A 20,267-nucleotide genomic window follows, 5' to 3' on the forward strand; every position below is an offset into this window, starting at 1 on the left:
GAAATGGCCGGCCGCTCAGGACCAGTTATGACGCGGAGGCGGCGTGTCGTTGAGGTAGTAGTTGCCCACCGCGTGGTACTTCCAGCGCACCGGGTCGTGCAGCGTGTGCACGCGGGCATTGCGCCAGTGACGGTCGAGATCGTGCGCCGCCAGCGTCGATTGCGTGCCTGCCAGTTCGAACAGTTTTTCGCTGGCGTGCAAGGCGATCTCGGTGGTCAACACCTTGGCCTCCGCCACAGCGACGGACGCTTGCGCCATCTGCTCGTAGCTGATGGGCAACGCCAGTTTGTCGAGCGTGCGCGCGGCGCGTTCCAGCAAGGCGTCGGCGGCGTGCAGGCGAATCTTGAGATCGCCGATCTGGTTGATCGTGAGCGGATCGTCGCCGGCGCGCTCGACGCCGCTGTCGGCCCACGGACGCGAGCGCTGGCGGATGAATGCGATGGCATCGTCGACGGCGGCGTGTGCAATGCCGGCGTCGATCGCGGCCTGGATCAACTGGGCGACAGGACCGATGTTGTTGGCCTGGGTCGCCAGCTGATGCAACGGCACGATATGCGCCGCCGGGACGCGCACATTGTCGAAGACGACGGTGCCGCTGGCGGTGGTGCGCTGGCCGAATCCGGACCAGTCGTCGACTACGCTCAGTCCGGGTGCATGGCGCTCGGCGAAGACGAACACGCCCTTCCCCTCGTCGTCCAGCGCGCGCGTCGGCACCCAGTCGGCATACAAGGCGCCGGTGGAATAGAAGCGCGTGCCGTTGAGCAGGTAGTCGGCGCTGCCCGGGTCTTTGGTGATGCGCGTACGGATATCGAGGACGTTCTTGCTGGTGCGCTCGGGGCCGGCATTACCGAAGCGAGCGCCTTTCAACACTTCGCCGTAGAAATAGTGTTTCTGGCTTTCGCTGGCGGTCTGCGCCAGCACGTTCAGGATGCCGAAATGGTTTTGCGGGATCTGGCCGATGGAAGGATCGGCGGCGGAGATCAGCTTGACGACTTCCGCCAGTGTCGCCCAGGAAGCGCCGATGCCGCCGTATGCCCTGGGCACCGTAATCGCCCACAGGCCGCTGGCCGAGAAACGCTCTGTCTCGGCATGCGGCAGGCGCCGCTGCTGGTCCCGCGCGACGGCTTCCTGCGCGAAATCCTGCGCCAGCCGGCGCGCAGTATCGAGCGCCTCCTGTTCACTGAGGATGCGGTGCGCCGGCGCCCGGGACGTAGAGACGGCTGCGCCCACGATCGACTTTTCGATGACCGCTGACATGATGGAATGACTCCGTGAGATTGACCGCATTGCTGCAGAAGGCAGCAAGCACAGGCAAGATTAACGATGGGTCATTAAATCAAAATCCGCGTTTTAGCAAAACGAAGTATTTCGCATTTCTTAGTTTGAAAATTGCATGGTTCGATGGCAGCCCTCAGCGAGACAGGACGACATCGATCAGATGCTCCTGGCGATCGTCCACCAAGGCCACTGCCGTTTCGGACAAATCGATGCCGTCCAGCCTGAAGCGGCAAGTTCCCGCCGGCAGCGTCCCGGTCGTCTGCGTGATCGCTATCCGATAAAGCGTGGCGCCGTGGCGATAGTCGATCCCGTAGTTTTCCCAATCAGGGGGAACGCAGGCGTCGATGGTCAGCTTGTCGCCCTCAACGTGCAATCCCAGCAGCGATTCGACCAGCAGCCGGTACATCCAGCCTGCCGATCCGGTATACCAGGTCCAGCCGCCGCGGCCGGTATGCGGCGTCACGGCATAGACATCCGCGGCGACCACGTAAGGCTCGACTTTATAGACGGCGATTTCTTCGGCGTTGCGCGCATGGTTGAGCGGATTGATCATGCGCATCAAATCCCATGCGGACGCATGATCGCCCATGCGGGCGAACGCCATGATGGTCCAGATCGCCGCATGCGTATATTGCCCGCCGTTTTCGCGCACGCCCGGCACATAGCCGCGGATGTAACCGGGATTCTGGTCGGAGCGGTCGAACGGCGGATCCAGCAGCTGGATCAGCTTGTCGTCGTCGCGCACCAGGCGTTGCCGCACCGCCTGCATGGCCTGCTGCACGCGCTGCGGATCGCCGGCGCCGGAGAGCACCGCCCAGCTTTGCGAGATCGAATCGATCTGGCATTCGACGTTGCCGGATGAGCCGAGCGGACTGCCGTCATCGAAATAGGCGCGCAGATACCAGTCGCCGTCCCAGCCGTTTTGCTCGATGTGCTGCTGCAGCGTCTGCGCATGGTCGCGGCAGCTGAGGGCGAATTCCCGGTCCTCGTGAAGGATCGCCACCTCGGCAAAACGCATCATCACTTCGTAGAAGAAGAAGCTGAGCCACACGCTCTCGCCCTTCCCTTGCTCGCCGACCTTGTCCATGCCGTCGTTCCAGTCGCAGGAACCGATCAGCGACAGGCCGTGCTGACCGAAGGCCAAGCCATGGCGGATGGCGCGTACGCAATGCTGATAGAGACTGGCGCTGTCGCCGGAACGTTGCGGCAGGTCGTAATACGAATCCTCATCGGCGCCGACCGGCCGGCCTTCGAGGAAGTGGACGGTTTCATCCAGCACGCTCGTGTCGCCGGTGGCGACGACGTAGCGATGCACCGCCAGCGGCAGCCACAGATAATCGTCGGAGCAATGGGTGCGCACACCGCGATCGGTCGGCGGATGCCACCAATGCTGGACGTCGCCTTCGACAAACTGGTGTGCCGCGCACAGCAGCAGATGATTGCGCACCAGTGCCGGCTCGCTGTGCACTAGCGCCATGCTGTCCTGCAGCTGATCGCGGAAGCCGAACGCGCCGCCCGATTGATAGTAGCCGCTGCGCGCCCACATCCGGCACGCCAGCGTCTGGTACAGCAGCCAGCCGTTGGCCAGCACGTCCAGCGCCGGTTCGGGCGTGTGGACCTGAATCGTTCCCAGCGTTTGCTGCCAGTAATCCTTGACCGCCTGCAATGCCGCACGCGCCGTGACCGCGCCGCGATGACGCAGGATCAGCGCGCCGGCGTCGTCCTGGCGTGTGTCGCAGAGACCGAGCAAGAACACCAGTTCGCGCTCTTGTCCCGGCGCCAGTTCGAATACGGTCTGCATCGCCGCGCACGGATCCAGGCCGGCGCCGACCTTGCCGGACAGGCGTTGCCGTTCCAACGCCGCCGGATCTTGCAGCGAACGATTGCGTCCGATGAACTCCTGGCGATCACAGGTCATTGTCTTGCCGGCGGCGTCCAGGTCGAAGAAGGCGACGCGCTGCGGAAACTCGGTGTTGTAGTGATTGCTCGCCAGCAGCGCGCCGGTGGCAATATCGGTTTCGCTGTTTACGTGCATCGCCGTCTTGGCGCGCAGGTCGCCCAGCACCCACTCGACATAGCCGGTCGCCGAGAGCTGGCGCTGTAGCGGCGAATCGTTGCGTACGCGAAGCACCATGTATTTCACCGGCGCATCCAGTGCAACGAACGTGGTCAGCGCAGAAAAAATCCCGCCTTCGCGATGCTCGAATACGCTGTAGCCGAAACCATGGCGGGTCAGATACTCGCCGCTGCCGCGTCGCGGCAACGGTGTCGGCGACCAGCTGATGCCGCTCTGTTCGTCGCGCAGATAAAATGCTTCGCCGCCGCCGTCGCTGACGGGGTCGTTGGCCCACGGCGTGAGACGGAATTCATGCGCATTTTCAGCCCAGGTATAGGCCTGGCCGCTTTCCGACACCACGCTGCCGAAGTGCGCGTTGGCGATAACGTTGCTCCACGGCGCCGGCGTATAGCGGGCGTCGCCGGTGGTAATCAAATATTCGCGACCGTCGGCGCTGAAGCCGCCCATGCCGTTGTCCAGCAACGGCGCCGGCGGATTGCAGTCCGGCTCCGCCGCAACCTCGGAGACCGGCGCCGGGACTGCTTTGAGCGACAGGAACGGCATTTTCACTTCAGGCGTTTCGCGGCGTGCGACCTGTTCGGCCAGCGTGCCGCTGCTGTCATTCAGAATGACGCGCGCCACCGATTGGAACAGGATGCGGTCTTCGTCGGAAATCTGATCCAGCAAGCGCACAAAAATCCCGCCGGGCCGGTCGATGGTATGCGCACCGGTCACCGAGGAAATCAGATTCAGGATCTGCTCCTGCAGCACTTGCCGATAACCGGCGTGGTCTTCGTTCCAGATCACCAGATCAACCGCCAGCCCCTTGGAGCGCCAATAGGCGTGCGCCTGCACCAGCTGGCGCACCAACTCGATATTGCTCATATCGCGAATCTGCAACAGCACGATCGGCAGATCGCCCGAGATTGCATAACTCCACAGCGCCGACTGGCCGCGCCGGTTGCGCGCCAGGATGCTGGCGTCCGCCCGCAGCAGCGGATTGGCGTAGATCACGGAGTTGGCCAGGCGGCCGTACAACTGCGCGTCGGCTTCGCTGGCGTTGAGCTGGCGCAAGACCACCTGATTGTGCGTCCAGGCCAGTTCCATCACGCGATCGGCCAGATGGCGGTCCTGGTATTTGCCGATCAGTTCTTCACAGACGGCGCGGCTGGACGCCACACCGGTCACCATGTCGATGGTCACGGATTGTTCCGCCTCGAGGGTGATGCGGCGGCGGATCGACACGATCGGATCGAGCACCGAACCGGCGTTGTTCGACAGCGGTCCGGTTTGCTGCATGGCCTGCGGCGCGGAAGAGGTCCGGCCGCGGCCGAGGAACGCCATGCGATCGGTTTCGTAAGACGCCATATCGGCATCTGCTCCGTGCACGGCCATCAGGTGGAACATCCACGGCACGCTTTCGCTGACCGAACGCGGCCGCCGGGTGCACAGGATGGCGCCGCGCTGAACGTCGATTTCCGTTTGCACGAACAGATTGCTGAATGCCGGATGCATGGCGTCTGCCGCCGGCGGCGCCAGCACGACTTCGCCGTAGCTGGTGATTTCCAGCGTACGCGTCGAGCGCGAACGATTGGTGATCTTGGTGCGGCGTAGTTCGATGTCGTCTTCAGGCGAAACCACGATTTCCGTGTGCATGTCGATATCGCGGTCGCTGCGGCGGAATTCGGCGCGCCCCTCGGAGAAGATCACCTCGTAATGCGCGGGCGGCGTCAGCGTCGGCTGATACGCCGTCGACCAGAAGGCCTCGTCCCGGATGTCGCGCACGTAGCAAAAGCTGCCCCAGTGATCGCGCGTGGTGTCTTCGCGCCAGCGGGTGACCGCGACGTCGTTCCAGCGGCTGTAACCGCCGCCGGCGCTGGTGACCATGACGTGATAGCGGCCGTTGGACAGCAGTTGCACTTCCGGCGTGCGTGGATCGGGGCGACGCACAACGCGGATCTGCTGATCCTGATCGGTGGCGGCGATGCGCACGTCGGCCAGCTCGGAGGCGCTCGAATAATTGGCGCCGGCCTTGGGAACGCGCTCATGCAGCAGCGACATGGCGGCCTGGAACAGCGGATAAGACTGGAAGCGCCGCTGCATCGGACGATCCAGCAGCAGATAGGACAGCGACAGCAATCCCATGCCCTGATGATGCGCCATGAACGAGCGGATGACGGCGCTGCTCTGGCCGCGCGGCAGGCGCGAAGGCGTGTAGTCGATTGCCTCGTACATGCCGAAAACACCTTCGAAGCCGGCGGCGCTCATGGCCTGCAGATTGTCGCAAGCCTGCTCCGGCGCCACCATCAGCGCCATCATCGATGCATACGGCGCAATCACCAGATCGTCGCCCAGACCGCGCTTGAAGCCGAGCCCAGGCACACCGAAGGTCCGGTATTGATAATTCAGGCTGGCGTCGAAGCTGTGATAGCCGGATTCCGACATGCCCCAATACACGCCGCGTTGCGCTCCGTAGCCGATCTGCCGCGCCACCACCGACCGGTAGGTCTGATCGAGCAGCGTGCCGGTGAAGGTCGGCATCACCAGCAAAGGCATCAGATATTCGAACATCGAACCGCTCCATGACAGCAGGATGGGTTCACCGCCGGCAAGCGTGAGTTGCCGGCCCAGCGCAAACCAGCTGTCCTGCGGCAATTGCCCCTGCGCGATGCCGACAAACGCCGCCAGCCGAGCTTCCGACGCCAGCAAATCGTAAAAGCCGGTATCGCGGCGGCGTTCGGCGACGTTGTAGCCGATCGCCAGCAGATGCGTGGCGGGGTCGTACAAGAAGCGGTATTCCATGCGCGCGAATTCCGCCGCTTGCATGGCCAGCATGTCGATCGCGACCAGACGCGAGGCGGCCAGGTCGCTGGCTTCCTTGAGCAAGGCATGCAAGGCGGCCCGTGCAGCGTTTTTTTCGTCCGTGTCGTCTCGCGGCGCTTGCGCCAGGTGCATCAGGGCGGGCAGCTGGGCAATCTGGCGCAAGGTGAACGCGCCGTTCAGCGCGGTTGCCAGCAATGGCATGTCGTCGCTGTATTGCTCGAAGTGAGCGCTGCGCAGCCACGGCGCCAGTGCATGCAATTCGGCCAGCGCCTCGCGGCACTGGCTGGCAAGCGCCCTCTCCCACCTGCGCAGCTCGCTCAGGCGCTGCTGATATTTTTCGGAGAGCATGCCGGATGCGTGGGCGGTGTGAGAAACGGCAACCTGGTTCAGCTTGCGCGAAAAATCTCCTACGTGGCGATGCAGACTGTCGAGAACATCGCAGGCCTCGCCGAGCGACAAAGGCGGTGTGTTGCAGGCGGCTTCCAGTTCGTACGCAAACAGCTGGGAGATTTTTTGCTCGTCGTCGAGCGGCAACGATGCCGACAGCTCATTGAGGATGAGATAGGCGGTACAGATGCCGGGAAACAGATTCGGATGCAGCACCGGTGCGTCCGCCAGGCCTTGCAATCCGGGCAGCAAAGTCAGCAGGTGGCCGGCCAGATTGCCGCTGTCTACCGTCGACACGTAAGCCGGCGGCAACGGATGGAGATACTGCGTGTCGTACCAGTTGTAGAAATGGCCCTGATAGCGTTCCAGCGCCGCCATGGTCTGGAAGGTATTGCGAGTGCGTTCCAGCAGCTGGCCGCCGGGAATATAGCCGAAATCGTAGGCCGTCAGGTTGGCCAGCAACGACAGCCCGATATTGGTTGGCGAGGTACGCCGCGCCAATACTTCCACCGGATGCTCCTGCATGTTGTCGGGCGGCAGCCAGTTGTCAGCCGGACCGACATAGGTTTCAAAGAACAGCCAGGTTTTGCGCGCCAGCGAATTCAGGTAAGTCTGTTGCGTATCGCTCAGATGCGGAATGCGTCGCGTGATCGGCTGGCTGATGCGGAACACGATGACCGGCGCCAGCCACCACAACAGCAGCACAGGCGCGGCGGCGGCCAGTGCAACAGGATGGCGCAGGTCGAGGTAGACGGCGACAAGCAATGCCAGCAGCGGCGATTGCCACATCGCGGCGTAGCAGGAACGAAGACGGTTGCCGGCGCGCAGGTTCACTTCGCCGGAGCTGTTCCACTCCAGCAGATGCTTGCCGGAGACATGTAGGCGCCATTGAGTGCGGACGACGGCGTCCAGGTGATACCAGCTCTCGTACGGCAACAGGCTGACGGCAAGCCCCGCATGCACCAGCTGCGCCCCAAGCGTGGAAAGCGAGGCCGATACATGCTGTCGCAGCCGGATGTCGGCGGGCTTGTGCAGCAGATTGAGCAGCAATGAACAGAACGCGGGAACCAGCACCACCGCCAGCACGGACCAGGTCCAGAACCAGGGCTGCGGCAGCAGAATCCAGCCGCTCAGGGCGGTCAGCGTCAATGCCGGCGCAACCAGGCTGCGGCGCAGATTGTCGAACAGCTTCCAGCGCGACAAAGCCGACAGCGGCGTTTTCTCGTAGCGCAGTTTTCCGGCGGCGTCGCGACTTACCGGCACGCGCGGCCACAGCCATGCGGCGATCTGCCAGTCGCCGCGAATCCAGCGATGGCGGCGGCTGACATCGGCGCTATAGCGCGAGGGATACTGTTCGTATAACTGCACGTCGCTGATCAGGCCGGCGCGCGCATAGCAACCTTCCAGCAGATCGTGGCTGAGGATGCGATTGTCTGGCATGCGCGCCTGCAAGACCTGTTCGAAGGCATCGACGTCATAGATGCCCTTGCCGGTGAACGAGCCCTCGCCGAACAAATCCTGATAGACGTCGGAAACGGTGCGGGTATACGGATCGATGCCGGTCTCGCCGCCGTACAGCAATTCATAGCGCGAAGCGTGTGCGCTGGGTGAACTGACGGCGATGCGCGGCTGCAGAATGCCGTAGCCGTCGCTGATCTTCTTTTGCGCGGCATCGTAATGCGGGCGATTCAAGGGATGCGCCATCGTCGCCACGAACTGGCGTGCAGCATCGCGCGGCAGCTCGGTATCGGTGTCCAGCGTGATGACGTAGCGCGTATTGATGAGGCCGGCAGTGTCGCCGACCACGGCGCAGAAAGCATCCAGGCCGCCGCCGCGCAGGAAGGCGTTGAGGTCGCCCAGTTTGCCGCGCTTGCGCTCATGGCCCATCCACACGTCCTGTGCCGGATTCCAGCGGCGCGGCCTGTGCAGCAGCAAGAAATTGTCGCCGCCTGCACGCGGATAGCAAGTGTTGAGGTCCGCGATCAGCGTCGACACGAACTCCAGCAGCGGCCCGTCGCCCGGCATGTGCTCGCCGGCGGCGTCGGCGAAATCGGTCAGCAGGCAAAAGCGCAGGTTGATATCCTGATTGGCCAGAAAGCGCACCTCCAGCGCCTCGACCAACCCTTCCGCCCCGGCGGAGCTGGTCAGCAGGGTCGGCACCACGACCAGGGTATGGCATTCAGGAGGAATACCGCCGGAAAGATCCATTCTCGGCAGCAGCCTTGGCGGCACCAGCAGAGGCACCAGCCAGTTGACGACGGATTGCGCCAGCTGGCTGGCAGGCAAGGCCGCCAGCAATCCCAGCACGGCCAGCCACAACGGATGCCATTGATGGGCGCCGTTGCGATGCGCCTCGGCCAGCACCCACCATGTCGACAGCGCAGTGATCAGCAGGATGGCGCCGAGATACATCGCCAACGGCGACGCCTTTGCCAGCCGGACCAGTTTTGCACGCACCGGCACATGGATGGTGGCGGCTGCCTGCAACTGGGCCAGGCCTGGACCGATCAGGTAATAACCCACATGTGCCTGCCGGTCGCTGATGCTTGTCCGCGTCGCGGCGGAACTTGCCATGGCAATCGCCTGGCGCGCCACTTCGGTTTCGGACAGCGAACCTTCGCGCGACGTTTTTTCCACCACGTGGCGATAACGGTCGCGGGTGGCGAAGTCCATGCGCGCATAGGTGTCGTTGGGATCTTCGCGCAGGATATGATCGACCGCGCTCATGGTTTCGACGAACTCGCGCCAGTCCATGCTGCTCAGGAACCGCAACGAGCCGATGCTGTTGCTGATGGAAACTTGATCGGCCGCCTGGCGCTGGCTTTCCTGCTGCACCAGGTGCTCGATGCTGGTGCCGGAAGCAGCCAGCCGCTGCGCCAGCCAGGTCAGCGGCAAGGTCAGCGTAGGGCTGTGCCCCTGCAAGCGGCGCACCAGTTCGGCCACGAACGAACTTTCCATCGGCGGCGCCGAGCGCGCCATGTCGGCAACCTGCAGGATCAGGTTGCTGGGATTTTTCTCTGCGACGTCCAGCATGGCGTCGGCCCAGAAATGCGCGAGATTGCGATTGACCCGAGTCGCCGACAGATGCGCAGCGACACGCCGCAGATTCTCGATCAGCGCCAGTCGCAGCATGATGGGGATGGCCCACAACTCCCCCAGATTGAGGGTCGTGGTTTGCTGATACGCCACAACAAAGCGGCTCAGGCTTTCGGGATCGACACGGCCGTCGCCGTGCGAGATCGTCTCCAGCGCGATATCGTAGACACGCGGACTGCCGGCGGAATGGCCGTGCAGCAGGCGCGGCAATTCCTTGCTGTAGTTTTTGGGAAGATGGCGTTTGGCGGTGCGGATCTGCTCTTCGATCAGGTAAAAATTATCCAGCAGCCATTCGGCCGCCGGCGTCACCTGGCGCCCTGCCTTGATGGCTTCGGTCAGCCGGGTGCAAGCCTGGATGATGGTGGCTTCATTGTCGGCCAGCCGCGCCAGCAATTTGTCGGGACCATAGGTCGAGCTGAGTTTGTGGGCATTGGCCAGTACGCGGCCATGTTGCTCCATCTGCAAGGCGCTGAACAATTCTGCGCGCAGCGGCAATTCTTCTTCGATGGATAGTTGTTCTGGGTTCACGATTCACGTCTTTCATCCGGCCGGTACAAACGCAACGCCTGCCGGCGACGGCGAAGATGCTGTTTGTACAAGCGTATAAACGCCGCTCGTCTGCGCGGTCATGCGCAGAAGCGGTCAGGGGGAACTGATGGAAAGAGCTGAATCCAGGTTTGTGTGCTCCGGGTCACACGCAGGATGGCTGGGTTCGATGCAGGTTGAATCATCACGCAAGTACGACGGTACCGCAGGAACGATTCAGAAGACGGGCGTTGGCCTTATTTCTTCAGAACATCTCTCGATGGGAGGATCTCTGTGAGTGTACGTTAATTCGAAGCATGTTGCGCTCTTTCTGCCAATCGGGGGATGACTGCGTCCGAACGGGCGCGACATCTGCTCACATGGTCCATACGGAACAATATGCGGTGTGCCCTGATAGGGAAAAAGAACACAGGAAGAAGCCGCATCGATACATAAGCCGCCGGAGAAGCAACGCCAACCAGGATTTTCATTGAATATGAACTGCAAAAAAAGAAAGCCCCGCAAAGGGCTTTCTTTATCTACGGATGAGAGGGCCAAGCACGGCTCTCTTTGTATTTAGTCCTGGTAATTTAATCGCGTTTTTTCTTTGTCGATTGTCAGCGACAGTTTTCCAAGTTTCTTCGGTTCGTTAGGGAGGGCCTCATGACGAAGAGTGCCGCTTTTGCGATTGGGGAGCCTGACGTGTTCAAGTTCGTCGCCAATTCGCACATTGTATATCTCTGGGCCGGTCTCGCCGTAGGATCTCCCAAACCAAACCTTGTAACCAGAGCCGGAGCGATCAGGCTCCCAATTGGCATAAAAATCCGCTATGGGCTGAGCGCCTCTTTCAGCAATACCAGAGTTGGTTGACATCAGTTCTGGCGATTCGTTGTTGTTATCCATAACGTCCTCTTTGAATGTGGTTGAGCGAATAGTTCGCCGCCAACTTTAATCGATTCGTTTGCTTGTATGAGCGTGCAATAAAGAAGAATCTGGAAAAGTGAGACAGGCGGTAAAGTCTCATCAGTATGCGTTGCAGCTTCACGACATTAACGCTCTGTTCCCATGCATTCCCCGGGCAACAGATGCTCCGCTTCATACTGAACGTGGCCGCCGTCATCCTGTTTGAGATTGTTCGCTGACTGAATATCGAATGCTCAAAAAGAAAGCCCGCAAGGAGCTTTTTTGTTGTTTTCAAATGGGCGTTACTTGCCGATTGCAGCCGTAGTATCCCTATATTTTCTCTCGAGTCCATTGCCCCGTCGGTGACGTGCGCCGAGCGCACCATCCCAATGGAAGGTCAGCAAGCTCAACGATTGAAGAGTCAATATCAACGATGCTTTTGAAGCTAGCGACCACCGCTTCGGAGGCGTCTAATGCTCCATCAGAATTTGGAAGAAACTGCCAACCGCCATCATCTTCATCATGTGAAACAAATGAGATTGGACTTGCTCCTTCAACGATTCGTCGATGCGAGATCACGGCCATATTAGGTGGGTCTGCGAATAGCCAGCTCATAGGTTTCCCAATTTTTTGTAAGTTATAGAGATTGCCAGCTTCTAGCCGATTGCTGACTTTGCTATCGAAGTGTATTCGTCCATTTTCTCGAAACAGCAAAAAGCCCGCATCTTGCGGGCTTTGCGCTTCTTCGGATGTCCGTTTCGTTCATGTTTCAATCTTGCCGATCAGTGACTGCTTTAACTGATTTACCGAGTCAAGGAGTGACAAGATGGTCGACCAGAGTACATAAATCAAGAAGAACATACCAACAAAGGGAATCAAAGTGACTACGACATAAACAGGGACGTTCTTATTTGTTCGTGCCGCTATTTGCGCAACAAAGACTGCATAAATCAACTGCATGATAAACATTGGTAAGAAACTGATGAGTGTCGAGCCCATAATATTTCCTTTTCTGATTAGTTATAAACATTATGAATTGAGAGACGGGGGCTTATGTTCGTCATGGCTTTACACTCTTAGCCACTTGCGGACATCGCGAACTGTATCAAAAAAAACCGCAAATGCGGACTTTTTGCTTTTTCGTGGATGGCTGCTTCTGGCCGGAAGCGGTCATTCCCGCAGCTTACTAAAAACTGTGACATCGCTACTCGTCGCAAAGATAAATGAGTTTCCGCTAAACGAAAATCCAAATGTGCGGAAGTAATCAGACACGATATGTAGACAGCCTGTTTGATGACCTTCAATAAAAGGTGACTTATAAGGGCTGCAGAAGAACAGATCAAACTTAGGCCAGTTGGGAGCGGCGCTTTCTAGCGACTCCCCACTTTTATTGGAGCGAGGCAAACCACCACCGACTATGCCGGCTAGTTTTATTTGTTCGTCTTTTAAGGGGCCGATACCTTCACAAATCAAGGACGATGCAGAATACCAATCGCCATCGACCTCGTCGTCGCGCGCGACTTTTTCCCCTTGAGTGCAATCGATCACTCCTCTGCCGGCGCTGGATACAACTAAAAGCAATTCGGATCGTTGCGAGAAGCCAACTTCGGTTAAACCTCCGACAGCGAAAGTTCCGGTCTTTTTCCAGCCAGGCGGACAAGGTTGAGATGGAATCTTCGATAACAGCTGAATGAGTCTTGCACGATTATTTTTTTCGTATTCGTTCATGATGTACTGATACGTTGTTCGTTATGTGAGAGTCCGCTTCTGGCCAATTGCGGACATCTCAGGACAATATTAGGATGAGACTGGCGTTTGCGTTCAGCAGTAAAAACTGCTGTTTCGCGATTTTAAAATTGGCTCCTGCGCCCAGCAATTAATTCTCTATCCCCAAATTTTTGTTACGCACAATTCATCATTGTGACATCACTTTGGGTTAAATTTGTTGCCCGTGCATAAGCACGGTTCCATCAATCTAGAAAGGATTGTCATGAGCACGGTTACAATTGGCAAACATTGGTTCCCAGCGGGCGGCGGGCAGAATTCCGTGGCGCAACTTGTTGCACCGGCAGATAATAAACAGGGCGTTATTCTCAGGACAATTAGCTTGGGCAATGGTGGACTTGGTCAGGCCCAAGTCGCTATTTACGCCGATACCCATGCCCCCGCATCACCTGGAGATGGGAATACCAGGCAGATTGCCGTATATAACTCGGCGAACTTCACTTCTTTGATAGTCCCCTACGAAATCCAAGTACCTGCAGGCCTCGGAATTTGGCTCGGATTTACAGGTTCCGCACAAGCTCAGCTCACCTACGACTTCATCGACGAGTAATTCTGGCTTGTAATCAGGACATCTGGACGAAAAGACGCCCGCAATACACGGACGTCTTTTTCGCAGGCGCACCCGATCGCATCTGAAAGATTGCCGCATTGGTTTGGGTACGTTTAAAGGTACGAACGTCATGAAAAAATCATAGATCATCCGAGCTGCGGTCGACATAGAAAAGCGGTTCGTCATCTTCCCGAGAGCCGCATGTCGATTTTTTCTATTTGAATTTAGACGTTGATGAAGTCGTATGTAATATACGCTTGGCCGCTACCATTAAAGCCTACCCAGATGCCCAAGCCAGCAGGCACTTCAATTTCATAAGGGATAGTCATAGAGATGAACGTGCCCATAGGCGCACTATAGACCGCAACTCTCTTGTGAGTGGTGTCACTAGGAGTTGGGGGCGCAGTAAGATCGGCGAAAACAGAGATTTGAGCGGTACCTCCCGCACCTCCACTACTTAAAGAGATTGTTCTAAGGATCACCCCCTGTTTATTGTCTGCTGGTGCAACTACCTGTACAACAGTATTAACGGCTATGCTTGGGAAATAATTCTTTCCTGCCTTAACTCTAGACATGGTCATTCCTTTCTCAATTATGAAAGCCGTCAATTAACGGCAATTCAGAATAGCTTGGAATAGATTCATGTGCATGACCATTGCATGACTCAAGTGATAAGACTTACTAAATCCACGGATTGTTGATCTTCAAGTTCATCTGATCCGTCGTCACTTAGGACTTCCCATGACTAGGAAGGGATGGGAAATGGCGCCCGCGGTTAAATCTCACCGCAAATTAACATCGTCGTACGATCAGAGATGTCTACCCGATGTTGTCCGTTTTTGGCCGAGAGCAGCCGTCAGCTTTTCTGAATTCGAGATGCCTTCCAATGCTTGACTAACGTTGTCTTTTTTTGCTTGGCAGGCCAGATGAAGAGTGAATATACGTCCTCCGCTGGTTCATATTCCGATTGGATGGTCTCAATACCACTTACGGCATATAACAAACGGTAGGAACCAGGCGGAACTTTGATGCGTCGCGCCACCGATAGCGATTCGGAGCCGCCCATAATTGCCAAATCGCCGGAGGGTAGATGAATACTTGCCTCTATCACGTGATCAAATTCATCAATTGAATATGCAGGCTCGTGTGGCTCAACATGAACATTGAGCAACACATCCGCATTGCGCAAGGTACCTAGGCCTAAGGTTGAGTTTCCGATAGCGATCATCCATTCTTCCGAGTTTTCCCCTGTCCAGAGTGAAGCAAAATCTTCTTCAGATACTTCATCCATCACAACAACCTGAAAATAGTCCGCAAAGACTTGATAGCTATAAGTTGTCATAAATTGTCCCCGTTGCTCGTATGTTGCCGATTATCTCCGCATATTGGATGTCCACTTCTGGCCGGTTGCGGACGTCAGTTAGATTTGCGAATTATGAGTAGAGCAATCGCACTAACAAGGGATACATTCGCGAGCACAGGTAAGTAGCAAGAGAGAAGAAATCCTAATGGTGCATCGTCATAAAAAACGGTAACTGGATTGATAGTTAACGGTTGGCCGGGCAATGCGCCATTTGGGAGGAATAGAAAATTCCAAATTGTTGAAAAAAGGAACGCGCAGAAAAACAGAACAGCAACACTCTTCAAACTATTTGACCACGACAGCCAAGCTGCTCCTAGCCACAACACTGGAATAATCCAACCCGCAATTCGCCATAAAGAATAAGCAAAATGTTCCATCTTCAGAAACCCCTTCTTTTTGTTTGTTGTTAGTCCGTTATTGGCCGGTTGCTGTCCTTGGTGAGCCTACATAACTACCCATTTTCACATCCTCTCATCCAAGGAAGCACATGCTCCTAACGGAACCAGCCGTACGGAAAACCGTAGCGCCATATGTTCAATAGTTCGCCGGAACTCTCCACGCCACAGATCGACATTATTTTGTCGAAATAAACCAAAAGTTGGTCACGTTCTTCAGATTCCGAACTATCAAAGTTGGCGAGTGTAAGTTTCATTACTCTGAGGACGGTCGAACGCTGCGGTCGTGCAGGCAATGCATTGATTAGCGTTTGGACGGTCGTATCCACCGCCGCTTGTGCTTCTAGCCTCTGGACTTCATTCATCGCACCGGGGTAAGCCGAAGCGACATCCGGATCAAACTTATGTTCTGACTGCAGACTGCGCAGACGCTGAATGACGTCGGGCGTTAAAGACAATTTGTGGTCATTGACGCTGGTTGGCCAAATGTAAAAGGCTAGACCAGATAGTCCCGTAGCGACAATCGCGACGACCAAAATGACAATACCGGCAAGTATTTTGAGAAACATCGATTCCCACCCTGTTGATATAGTTATATCCGAATAATAGCTGAATCAGTATATGGGGATGCCCGCTTCTGGCCGATTGCGGACTTTTGCGCTGTGTATTCGGGATGAGACAATCTGCCACAGCCGGAAGATGATCTAACGTTGACGCTCCTCACAACACTACTTTAATAACGACACTTCAATTAAGAAGGTTCGCTCATCTTCCACCTGTTTATTGCTTAAAAAGCAGTAATTTAAGCGCCCAATCTTCATTAGCTTAAAAAGGAATTCACCTTTGTTCGAATAGATAGCCCGCTCTGCACTTTTTCCTCGCCTTTGGGAATTGGCTTCAACAATGCAGAATATTCGCCTTTGGTTTCAAAGCTGAGTTCTTCCGGGATGCTCACTTCGAACGGTTTACTCACCAACGATGGATCGCCCAAAACCACTCTTTTCAAGGAATCTACAGATGATGACCAATAAGCTTTTGTAACAAAGGGAGAACGAGGATCGTCTTCTTCAAAATTTTTATTGTATGGCTGAGTCTGCACGTAAGTATTAGTGGCAACTCTATAGATACCATCCGCAATCTGCTCTACATCACCGTCAATTTCCGAAAGAGGTGTCCATGTGTGCAAATTAAAAATCCTACTCCATTCCATCGACATTCCTTAGCACTACGGTCATGAGACTATTAAAAGCTGATTGATCACAGGTCTAATTGATTCTAAATCAGATGGAGTAGCAAATCATATTGTTAGTATTTGACTAGGAGCTAACGACCGCTACTGGCCGATCGCCGACGTTAACCTGGGATGCGTCGCGCCAAATCGGCTATTTACTGCCCCAATCACTGAGGCGCAGTATTGCCGCAGTTTGAGCAAGTCCGGTCAGGTGGCTGTCGAGTAGTCTTCGCGTGACAACTCAAGCAGCACTTTGAGACGCATTGGCGCGATTGGAATGCTATTTCGCAGTGAGGTTAAAACACAATTGACTGGCCAAGATCAACCCAATTGCGCAAGTTAAATGCAATCGATTGGTCAAGTCGAATGCAATTAGCTGGTCAAGCAATGCGCAATTCCGCAACCTGTTCCCAAGCCGGCAAACCTCCTTGCGGATCAACGCATCTACATCAAGCAGGCCTATGTGATTTCCGGTGTCGGAACGAATTATGCGAGTTGCGTAAGCATGGCTACTTTTATCCCGGAAGCAAACAAGTCCTATCGCATCGATCCTGCCATCGTTGTATTTCAAGACAAGGGACTCGTACCGATGTACACCTCCGCAACCTGTCAGATGAAAATCATCGATGTGGAAACCGGGAAACTGGCAAGCACCTATGAAGTGGCGCCGATGTGTCCGCAGCCAAAACGTTAGCGGCAATGCCTGCCTGCATACGCCGGACTATCGGCGCCCCAGTTTGATAAATCCGAAAACCTATTGATGGAATACTCATTTTGAAAAGGCTCTCCCTATTGATTGCGATGTGCTTGTCAACCAGCGGCCATTTGGCGCAGGCGGAAGAAAAATCCGTGCCGCAGGATGGTCATGCACGCGTCCGTTTTTTTGGACAGGCAGCGATCTCCATAAGCTTCTATCCGGAGAAAGCCTGCTACGGCGGCAAGGGCGTGCAAACATCGCGTTCGGGCTTCGGCGGTCTTTTCGGAAACAAGAAGAATGTTTCCATCGGCATACCGGAGACGCCCGACGTACGCAATCTGCAAGACCGCGACGGTGTTTTATCCAAGGCTTTTTATCGTGAATATTCGGTCAATGCAGACAAGCCGCTGACGATTACGGCGGCCATGGCGCAGACCACCGGCCGCCACACTTATAGCTGCGACAGGATCGGGGTATCTTTCATCCCCGGGAACGGAAAAGATTATGAGGTTTCGTTCAACTATGACGACGACACCTGCCAGATCGATGTAGCGCAGATTGAAACGGCAGAGGCTGTCGTCAGGTTGCAGCCGGTTGAACTGTCGCCGGCTGAAAAGTGTTCTGCACGAGACTGAACGGATGTTGGCAAACCAACTTTCCGGCTATTCGCATAGTCCGGGGATGGCTGCACAAAAACAAAACGCCTAGCGCCCCTTGCCTGTCCAGGCCGCTTCCTTCGCAAACCACGCCGTCAAGAAATCGATAAACGCACTGACCTTGGCGGAAAGATGCGCGCGCTCCGGGTAAACCGCAAAGATGTCCGCCCCCGGCAGCGCCCATTCGCCCAGCACCTGCACCAGCTTGCCTGCCTTGACGTAGGGGTGGACATCCCATTCGGAGCGCATCAGGATGCCATGGCCTTCCAGCGCCCACACGACTCCGGCTTCACCGTCGTTGGTGCTCAGGCTGCCCCGGACTTTGACGGTCTCCTGCTTGCTGCCGCGCGCGAGATGCCAGGTGCCGTAGGCGGCGTCGCTTTCGCGCAAGACGATGCACTGATGCGTTTGCAGATCCCTGGGGACCAACGGCGTGCCGGCTCTTTTCAGGTAGGCCGGCGAGGCGCACAGCAATCTTTTGTTCGAGACGATTTTTCTGGCGACCATTCTGGAGTCCGGCACGGTGCCGAACCAGATGCCGATGTCGAACGCCTTGTCGGCCAGGTTGATGGAGCGGTCGGTGAGTTCGAGCTGCACCTCCACTTCCGGATAGCGCCGCACGAATGCCGCGATCGCCGGCGTGATGTGCCGCCGGCCGAAGCCGAAGGTGGCGTTGACCCGCAGCACGCCCTTGGGGACGCCGCGGCTGCTGGACACCGTCTGTTCCAGCTCCTGCAGTTCCGCCAGCAGCCTGGCGCCGGTGGCCAGGTACAACTCGCCTTCATGCGTGACGCTGATGCGCCGCGTGGTGCGATTGAGCAGCCTGACGCCGAGCCGCTTTTCGATCTGCGCCAGCCGCGAGGTCACCGCCGGCGGCGTGACGCCCAGCTCCCTGGCAAGCGAAGCCAGCGATCCCTGCTTCACCAGCTGAATGAAAAACTCCAGATCGGATATGCGGTCCATTATTAAATCCAACTAAACAATAGATATAGTGAATATGAATTATAAATAGCCAAAGAATTATTACACTTCCTCCTCATGAAGTGCGCAAAAGTTTTGCGCAGCTTCAATCCCGCAAGCGCACGACCGCACAAGGAGGAGGAAACATGGGCAGGACGCTGTATCAAAAACTGGTGGAGTCGCACACGGTGGCGCGGCTCGACGAGCAGAACGTGCTGCTCTATGCAGACCTGCACATCATGAACGAATACACCAGCCCGCAGGCATTCGCGGGGCTGCATGAGGCCGGACGCAAGGTGGCGGTGCCCGGCCAGCATTTGTCGGTGGTGGACCATATCATTCCGACGCATCCGGTGAGCTTCCGCATCATTCAGGATCCCTCCTCCGCGCTGCAAGCCAGCAATCTCGCCAAAAACTGCAGCGAGCACGGCATCGTGCTGTTCGACACCAACGATGCCTTGCAGGGCATCGAACACGTCATCGCGCCGGAACTGGGCATGATCCGCCCCGGCATGGTGGTGCTGTGCGGCGACAGCCACACCACGACCTACGGCGCGTTCGGCGCGCTCGGTTTTGGCATCGGCACCTCGGAAGTCGAGCACGTGCTGGCGACCCAGACGCTGGTGTACCGGCTGGCCAAGGACATGCGCATCCGCGTGGATGGCGTGCTGCCCTTGGGCTCCAGCGCCAAGGACCTGATCATGTACGTCATCAGCTGCATCGGCGCGCAAGGCGCGCGCGGCTATGTGGTGGAGTTTCAGGGCAGCGCCATCGCAGCGTTGTCGATGGAAGCGCGCATGACCCTGTGCAACATGGCCGTGGAAGCCGGCGCGCGCGGCGCCTTGATCGCCCCCGATGACGCCGCCACGCAATATGTCCTGGAACGCGCACCGGAGATCGCCGCGCAGTACAAGGAAGCCGCGCTGGCAGACTGGGCGACGCTGCATAGCGACGGCGACGCCGCGTTCGACGCCGAACACATATTCGATGCCGGCGAAGTCGCGCCCTACGTCACCTGGGGCACCAGTCCCGACCAGGCCGTGCCGGTGACCGGAAAAATCCCCTCGCCGGCATCCGCGCAAGACCCCACGGTGCGCGCCGCGTCGGAACAGGCGCTGCGCTACACCGGCCTGCAAAGCGGCACGGCGATGGAAGGCATTGCCGTGCAACGCGTGTTCATCGGCTCATGCACCAATGCCCGTATCGAAGACCTGCGCATCGTGGCCGGCATCGTCAAAGGACGCAAAGTGGCGCCGTCGGTGCGCGCCATGGTGGTGCCGGGCTCCGGCGCGGTACGCAGACAGGCCGAGCGCGAAGGCATCGCCCAGATCCTGATCGACAGCGGCTTTGAATGGCGGCAACCGGGCTGCTCCATGTGCCTGGCCATGAATGACGACTTCCTGCTGCCCGGCGAGCGCTGCGCTTCCACCACCAATCGAAACTTCGAAGGACGCCAAGGACGCGGCGGCATCACGCATCTGATGAGCCCGGCGATGGCTGCCGCGGCAGCAATTACCGGCTGCATCACCGACGTTCGAAAATTAGGAGAAGTCCATGTCTGA

14 protein-coding genes are annotated in these 20,267 nt (G+C 57.4%); 4 read left to right on the forward strand and 10 right to left on the reverse strand.

The features are described 5' to 3' along the window. Positions 1–15 precede the first annotated feature (15 nt). The 5 genes from AKL25_RS11045 to AKL25_RS23715 all read right to left on the reverse strand — a co-directional run bounded on the left by AKL25_RS11045 (position 16) and on the right by AKL25_RS23715 (position 12,796). A complete protein-coding gene (locus AKL25_RS11045) occupies positions 16–1,257 on the reverse strand; it encodes an SfnB family sulfur acquisition oxidoreductase (RefSeq protein ID WP_050477714.1) in 1,242 nt (413 codons plus the stop codon). 154 nt (positions 1,258–1,411) lie between these two features. Continuing rightward, entirely contained in the window at positions 1,412–10,168 is an 8,757-nt protein-coding gene (locus AKL25_RS11050; protein WP_338034481.1) for a GH36-type glycosyl hydrolase domain-containing protein, read from the reverse strand. Positions 10,169–10,741: 573 nt separating this feature from the next. Continuing rightward, positions 10,742–11,068 (reverse strand): hypothetical protein, encoded by a 327-nt coding sequence (locus AKL25_RS11055; protein WP_050477716.1) that lies wholly within the window; start codon positions 11,066–11,068, stop codon positions 10,742–10,744. Positions 11,069–11,830: 762 nt separating this feature from the next. After that, the gene (locus AKL25_RS11065) at positions 11,831–12,067 is read right to left on the reverse strand and encodes a hypothetical protein (protein ID WP_050477718.1); all 237 of its coding nucleotides are present in this window, start codon (positions 12,065–12,067) and stop codon (positions 11,831–11,833) included. A 171-nt stretch (positions 12,068–12,238) separates the two neighbouring features. Further along, positions 12,239–12,796 carry a hypothetical protein gene (locus AKL25_RS23715; protein ID WP_083444652.1) on the reverse strand — a complete coding sequence of 186 codons (558 nt, stop codon included), beginning with the start codon at positions 12,794–12,796 and terminating at the stop codon, positions 12,239–12,241. 262 nt (positions 12,797–13,058) lie between these two features. Here AKL25_RS23715 and AKL25_RS11070 point away from each other — a divergent pair, with 262 nt between their 5' ends. Continuing rightward, entirely contained in the window at positions 13,059–13,403 is a 345-nt protein-coding gene (locus AKL25_RS11070) for a hypothetical protein (RefSeq protein WP_050477719.1), read from the forward strand. 224 nt (positions 13,404–13,627) lie between these two features. Here the strand turns inward: AKL25_RS11070 and AKL25_RS24180 are convergent, their stop codons facing one another. The 4 genes from AKL25_RS24180 to AKL25_RS24185 all read right to left on the reverse strand — a co-directional run bounded on the left by AKL25_RS24180 (position 13,628) and on the right by AKL25_RS24185 (position 16,371). Beyond that, entirely contained in the window at positions 13,628–13,978 is a 351-nt protein-coding gene (locus AKL25_RS24180; protein WP_157050586.1) for a hypothetical protein, read from the reverse strand. Between the two features lie 281 nt (positions 13,979–14,259). Further along, positions 14,260–14,745 carry a hypothetical protein gene (locus tag AKL25_RS11075; RefSeq protein ID WP_050477720.1) on the reverse strand — a complete coding sequence of 162 codons (486 nt, stop codon included), beginning with the start codon at positions 14,743–14,745 and terminating at the stop codon, positions 14,260–14,262. Positions 14,746–15,259: 514 nt separating this feature from the next. Next, positions 15,260–15,730 (reverse strand): DUF4844 domain-containing protein, encoded by a 471-nt coding sequence (locus AKL25_RS11080; protein ID WP_050477721.1) that lies wholly within the window; start codon positions 15,728–15,730, stop codon positions 15,260–15,262. Positions 15,731–15,981: 251 nt separating this feature from the next. After that, positions 15,982–16,371, reverse strand: coding sequence for a hypothetical protein (locus AKL25_RS24185; RefSeq protein ID WP_157050588.1), 390 nt, complete (start codon positions 16,369–16,371; stop codon positions 15,982–15,984). Positions 16,372–16,897: 526 nt separating this feature from the next. On the opposite strand from AKL25_RS24185, the gene AKL25_RS11085 reads away from it, so the two are divergent. Further along, positions 16,898–17,086: a hypothetical protein gene (locus tag AKL25_RS11085; protein ID WP_050477722.1), complete on the forward strand. Its 189-nt coding sequence runs from the start codon at positions 16,898–16,900 to the stop codon at positions 17,084–17,086. Positions 17,087–17,166: 80 nt separating this feature from the next. After that, complete coding sequence (locus tag AKL25_RS11090) at positions 17,167–17,724, forward strand: hypothetical protein (protein ID WP_157050590.1); 558 nt, start codon at positions 17,167–17,169, stop codon at positions 17,722–17,724. Between the two features lie 69 nt (positions 17,725–17,793). Here AKL25_RS11090 and AKL25_RS11095 read toward each other — a convergent pair whose 3' ends face one another. Then, positions 17,794–18,708: a LysR substrate-binding domain-containing protein gene (locus AKL25_RS11095; protein ID WP_050477724.1), complete on the reverse strand. Its 915-nt coding sequence runs from the start codon at positions 18,706–18,708 to the stop codon at positions 17,794–17,796. Between the two features lie 143 nt (positions 18,709–18,851). Here AKL25_RS11095 and leuC point away from each other — a divergent pair, with 143 nt between their 5' ends. Continuing rightward, positions 18,852–20,267: a 3-isopropylmalate dehydratase large subunit gene (leuC, locus tag AKL25_RS11100; protein WP_050477725.1), complete on the forward strand. Its 1,416-nt coding sequence runs from the start codon at positions 18,852–18,854 to the stop codon at positions 20,265–20,267.

This window comes from Herbaspirillum rhizosphaerae (genome assembly GCF_001189965.1).
In the GTDB taxonomy this organism is placed as follows: domain Bacteria; phylum Pseudomonadota; class Gammaproteobacteria; order Burkholderiales; family Burkholderiaceae_D; genus Herbaspirillum; species Herbaspirillum rhizosphaerae.